Genomic DNA, 5161 nt, shown 5'->3' with positions numbered 1-5161 from the left:
CAACTTGAAAACGAGATCTAAAGTCTCACAGAACTGAACGTGATTTAAGTAGTAAAAGAGAGAGGATTATCAATGTTGTCGAAGTCGTAAGCTTCACCGTGTATAGTAACCTTAATTCTCTCTTTTGTTCTTTCTGATTAACACATCAATTTAAAGAGAATCAAACTTAAGACGTGTATAGCTCATTGCGGCTGAATTCCTAATCGGAATTCATTGCAATTTGCTATCTTTCCGTTACGGCGGAAAATCATAGCTGATTTCCCGCAACGAGCCATACACAAGACCGTTGTGGCTAATTTGAATGAACAGAATAATTTACATATTAATACTACTGACTTTTACAACTTGTAAGTCTATCGGACAAGTGAAAGTACTCTATCACGAATATTCACCAACAGCATCTAGTTGGAATGTATTGGAATGGAATGTGAAAAACCCAAAAGACAAAAGATGGATAATTAGAGAAACCTTGGATAATAAAGGACGAGTGATATTGTTGGGGTTTTTAAAAAACGGAGAGCTAATCACGGACAATTTGTACTATCTAGCAAATAAAGTGGAATTTGAGTAAAAAGAAAATCAAATAATTGAAACTCTTTACGACTCTGACCAAGAATTACTTGCAACAGATTGTGAAATGTGGTATAAATCTATTCATTACTTGAATAAGGATAATCAGATTGAAAGAATAGAACGTTTCTCAAAGTATGATTTCACTAATATTAGTCAAGATGAAATTGTAAAATGGAAAACGGAATGGGTTCCTGAATTAAGACTAGAAAAACCCGATTCTGAAACAATGCTACAGGTCGATTATTTCTATCACTCATTTGAAAAAATAAACGGAACATATACTGTTTCAGTGAATTTTGAATTGAATGAAGCTCATTACTATTATGGAGATGAACCAGAAAAAACATCAATTTTAATTGTTATAAAAAACTAGCCACAACAAAGAACTGAATTAAAAAACAAGGTCTTCTCATATCATTCACAAACCACTTCAACTATACATAATACTACTCAGAACCTCTCCTCTTTTTAGAGTAGTAATAAAATAAGTACGCCACTAAAATCAACACCACAAAAGGCAAATAGGTGCCAATGGCAACCCCTATTTCATAGGAACTGTCCGGAGCTTCCTGCATTTTCTTTTCTATTTCAGAAACATCCTGTAAAACCATAAATACACCCATAATCATATATCTATTTCCAAACTGATGGGACAATGGTCGCTGCCCATAATCTGGTCATGGATTTCCGCCGACTTCACTTTGGGCCACAGGGATTCGCTGACCAAAAAATAATCGATACGCCAACCTACGTTTCTGCTTCGGGCCCCGCCGCGCATGCTCCAGAAGGTATATTTATCAAAAGTATCCGGGTGTAAAGTCCTAAAACTGTCCTTTACCTTTAAAGTGGATAACATATGCTCAAAACCATCGATTTCCACCTGTGTAAATCCGGAGGTCTTGTTGTAGTTGGATTTTGGGTTGGCCAAATCATTTTCGGTATGGGCCACATTAAAATCGCCTGTAATAATTAGCGGTTTCTTTTTGGAAAGATTCAATAGATAATCGGTAAAATCCTTGTCCCACCCGGAGCGATAGTCCAAACGTTTCAACCCGTTTCCGCTATTGGGCACGTAGACATTGACCAGATAAAATGCGTCATATTCCGCATAGGATATCCTTCCTTCCATATCATGTTCGGCAATGCCCATATTACTTCCAAAGGAAATGGGTTTCGACTTTGATAAAATTCCTGTTCCCGAATACCCTTTTTTTTCCGCACTGTTGGTAAACAGTTCGTAATCTGTGATGCCCTTTAGGGCGTCTTCCACTTGATCGTCCTGTGCCTTGGTTTCCTGAATACAAAAAATATCGGCATTAAAACTGGACACAACATCCTCAAAGCCTTTTTTTACAGAAGCCCTTATCCCATTAACGTTCCACGATACTAGTTTCATAACTCAAACTTATTGGTTGTTATTTTTTGACCCTCTTTAAGCATTCATCAGCTCCTCAATTTCCTCAGCCTCAATGGGAATATTGCGCATTAAATTGAAGGGGGCTCCATTTTCCTGAATGACCACATCATCCTCTAAACGGATACCCATATTTTCTGCAGGAATGTAAATCCCCGGCTCTACCGTAAAGACCATATTGGCTTTCATCGGTGTTTTTAACGCACCATAGTCATGGGTGTTCAACCCAATATGATGGCTGGTACCATGCATAAAGTATTTTTTATAGGCCGGCCACTCCTGATTTTCATTTTGAACATCGGCCTTGTCCAACAGCCCGAGCCCTAAAAGTTCCGAGGTCATGAGCTTACCACATTCCTTATGATATTCCGCCCACAGCGTTCCTGGTACCAACAATTTGGTAGCTTCGTCCTTCACCCGCAATACGGCGTTATAGACTTCTTTTTGTCTTTTGGTGAATCGCCCGTTCACAGGTATGGTCCGGGTAAGGTCGCTGGAATAATTGGCATATTCCGCGGCCACATCCATTAGAAGCATATCACCATCCTTACACGGTTTATTGTTTTCCAAATAATGCAGTACATTGGCATTATTGCCCGAGGCGATGATGGGCGGATAGGCAAATCCTTTGGAACGGTTCCGTATAAATTCGTGCAATAACTCCGCCTCCACTTCATACTCCATGACGCCGGGCCTTACAAAGCCCAATAACCTACGGAAACCTTTCTCGGTAATGTTACAGGCCATTTGCATCAATTCCAGTTCCTCCGGTTCCTTGATACCTCGGATTTCCTGAAGTATCGGGTTGCTCTTCGCCACTTGATGGGCGGGGTATTCCTGTTTACACTTTTGGATGAAGCGATCCTCACGGGTCTGGGTTTCCACGGCCTGCCGATAATGCTCATTCGTATTGAAGTAAACGGTATCGGCCTCCGTCATCAGATCAAAGAATATTTTATCGAATTCCTTTAACCAATAAATGGTCTGTATGCCGGAAATTTCCGTTGCTTGTTCCTTGGTCATTTTTGCGCCTTCCCAAACGGCAATATGGTCGTTGGTTTCACGAACGAACAGGATTTCCCGGTGTTTTTTGTCCATGGCATCCGGAAACAATACCAAAATGGTTTCCTCCTGATCGGCCCCGCTCAAATAGAAAATATCCCGATGCTGCTCAAAGGGCATTACACTATCCGCGCTGATGGGATAAATATCATTGGAGTTGAAAACCGCAATACTTTTGGGACGCATACGGCCCATAAATTTTTTACGGTTCTTTATAAAAAGAGAATTTGGTATCTGTTCGTATTTCATGTAAATATGATTTTGACATAAAATTAAACAATAGCCATGGTTCTTGTAAAGATTACGGCACATATTTGCTGAAATTACATACTTGGTTAAAAGACATTTTAGGGAACAAATGGTTAACTTGTGCGAACCGTTTACCAACAAACCTAATGCCATGAAAAACCGGTCTTTTTTAACTACATTTTTACTTTTTGCTTTCCTATCGGCTTTTGGCCAAACCCAACCTTCTGTTTTTAAAAACTTAAAATTCCGATTTATTGGCCCCGAAGGCAATCGTACCATTGCTATGGCCGGGGTACCGGGAGACCCCATGACCACCTACATCGGTGCGGCATCGGGAGGATTGTGGAAAACCTCCGACGGCGGTATTAGCTGGGACCCCATTTTTGACGACCAGGATGTTTCGTCCATTGGCTCTTTGGCCATTACTCCAACAAATCCCGAAATCCTGTGGGTAGGCACGGGTGAAACCTTTGTGATTCGGCCCGCCCATGCCATGGGTGATGGCATTTACAAATCCGAAGATGGCGGGAAGACTTGGAAAAACATGGGACTTGAAAAAACAGGGCGCATCGGTAGGGTCCTTGTGCATCCTACCAATCCGAACATTGTATATGCAGCTGCCCTTGGACATACCTACGGACCACAGCAGGAACGGGGCGTATATAAAACTACGGATGGCGGGAAGACTTGGAATCGGATATTTTTTGTGGATGAGAACACGGGTGCAGCCGAACTGGCCATGGACCCAAAAAATCCAGACCGACTCCTAGTAGGCATGTGGTCCATACATATCAACACTTGGGGCTTGAACAGCGGTGGTCCCGGAGGAGGTGTTTACAGAACTTTGGATGGTGGGGATACTTGGGAGCCCTTGTCCAAAAACGGTCTGCCCGGAGGCGAAGACCATCCCGTGGGAAAAACAGCCGTAGCCACTTCACATTCCAACCCCAATATTGTCTATGCTCTTTTTGAAATCGATAGTCCGTCCCTTTATCGCTCCGAAGACTTTGGGGACACCTGGATCCTACAGACTCGCAACCATGACATTGCCGAACGTGCGCCCTATTACACGCGGATGGCGATATCTACCGAAGATCCTAACGAGCTCTATTTTGCCAGTGTCAAGTTCAGCATCTCCAAGGATGGCGGTAAAACCATTGAAAGCGGCTACAGTGCAGGTGGCGACAACCATGATATCTGGGTGGACCCGACCAATGCGGACCGACTCATGGTGGCCCATGATGGGGGCGCCAGTATAAGCATGAACCATGGTAAAACCTTTCAACGTATCGTGCTTCCCATTGCCCAGATGTACCACGTGGCCGTAGATGATAAAATTCCCTATAATGTTTTTGGGAACAGGCAAGACGGTTATTCCTATATGGGGCCCAGTAACAGCAAACAGGGTTATATCCCCTTGGGCCTTTGGAAAGGTGTGGGCGGATGCGAAAGCGGCTTTGCACAGCCCGATCCCTTTGACAATGACATCGTTTGGTCCGGTTGTTATGATGGGGGACTGCAACGTTATAATGTTAAAACGGGACACGCCCGTGACGTACGGGTTTGGCCGGAAGCCGGCTACGGTTGGGAACCGGGAAAATTGAAATACCGCTGGCATTGGAATTTTCCATTGGCCTTTTCGCCCCATACAAAACATAGGGTATACGTGGGTAGCCAATAGGTACGATATACAAACATCCTTTACAGAGTTATATAAACATCGTTTACACTTTTTAGATTGCAATTTGAACCAAACTTCAGATTGTCATGCCTTGGAAAGAATCAACGATTATGGAACAAAAAATTGAATTTATCTGTGAATGGAGAACCGGAAATTTTACCATCACAGAACTCTGTCGAAGC

At 42.8% G+C, this 5161-nt stretch carries 5 protein-coding genes; 2 read left to right on the top strand and 3 right to left on the bottom strand.

Annotation, left to right across the window (positions count from 1 at the left end; all coding sequences use genetic code 11):
* Window positions 1–661: 661 nt before the first annotated feature.
* Window positions 662–946: a hypothetical protein gene (locus BFP75_RS09840; protein ID WP_123803379.1), complete on the top strand. Its 285-nt coding sequence runs from the start codon at window positions 662–664 to the stop codon at window positions 944–946.
* A gap of 73 nt (window positions 947–1019) precedes the next feature.
* Here BFP75_RS09840 and BFP75_RS21800 read toward each other — a convergent pair whose 3' ends face one another.
* The 3 genes from BFP75_RS21800 to BFP75_RS09825 are packed head-to-tail and all read right to left on the bottom strand — an operon-like array spanning window position 1020 to window position 3298.
* The gene (locus BFP75_RS21800; RefSeq protein WP_165776569.1) at window positions 1020–1196 is read right to left on the bottom strand and encodes a DUF4448 domain-containing protein; all 177 of its coding nucleotides are present in this window, start codon (window positions 1194–1196) and stop codon (window positions 1020–1022) included.
* Between the two features lie 2 nt (window positions 1197–1198).
* Entirely contained in the window at window positions 1199–1969 is a 771-nt protein-coding gene (locus BFP75_RS09830) for an exodeoxyribonuclease III (protein ID WP_099545157.1), read from the bottom strand.
* A gap of 36 nt (window positions 1970–2005) precedes the next feature.
* Window positions 2006–3298 carry an aminopeptidase P family protein gene (locus BFP75_RS09825; protein ID WP_099545155.1) on the bottom strand — a complete coding sequence of 431 codons (1293 nt, stop codon included), beginning with the start codon at window positions 3296–3298 and terminating at the stop codon, window positions 2006–2008.
* Between the two features lie 151 nt (window positions 3299–3449).
* Between BFP75_RS09825 and BFP75_RS09820 the strand changes: the two genes are divergently transcribed.
* Window positions 3450–4979, top strand: a complete 1530-nt coding sequence (locus BFP75_RS09820) for a WD40/YVTN/BNR-like repeat-containing protein (protein WP_240531756.1) — start codon at window positions 3450–3452, stop codon at window positions 4977–4979.
* Window positions 4980–5161 lie beyond the last annotated feature (182 nt).

Source organism: Maribacter sp. 4G9 (assembly GCF_002742265.1).
Classification (GTDB): Bacteria; Bacteroidota; Bacteroidia; order Flavobacteriales; family Flavobacteriaceae; genus Maribacter.
The sequence above is the reverse complement of the archived record's forward strand: the minus strand, read 5'-3'. Positions and strand labels throughout refer to the sequence as shown.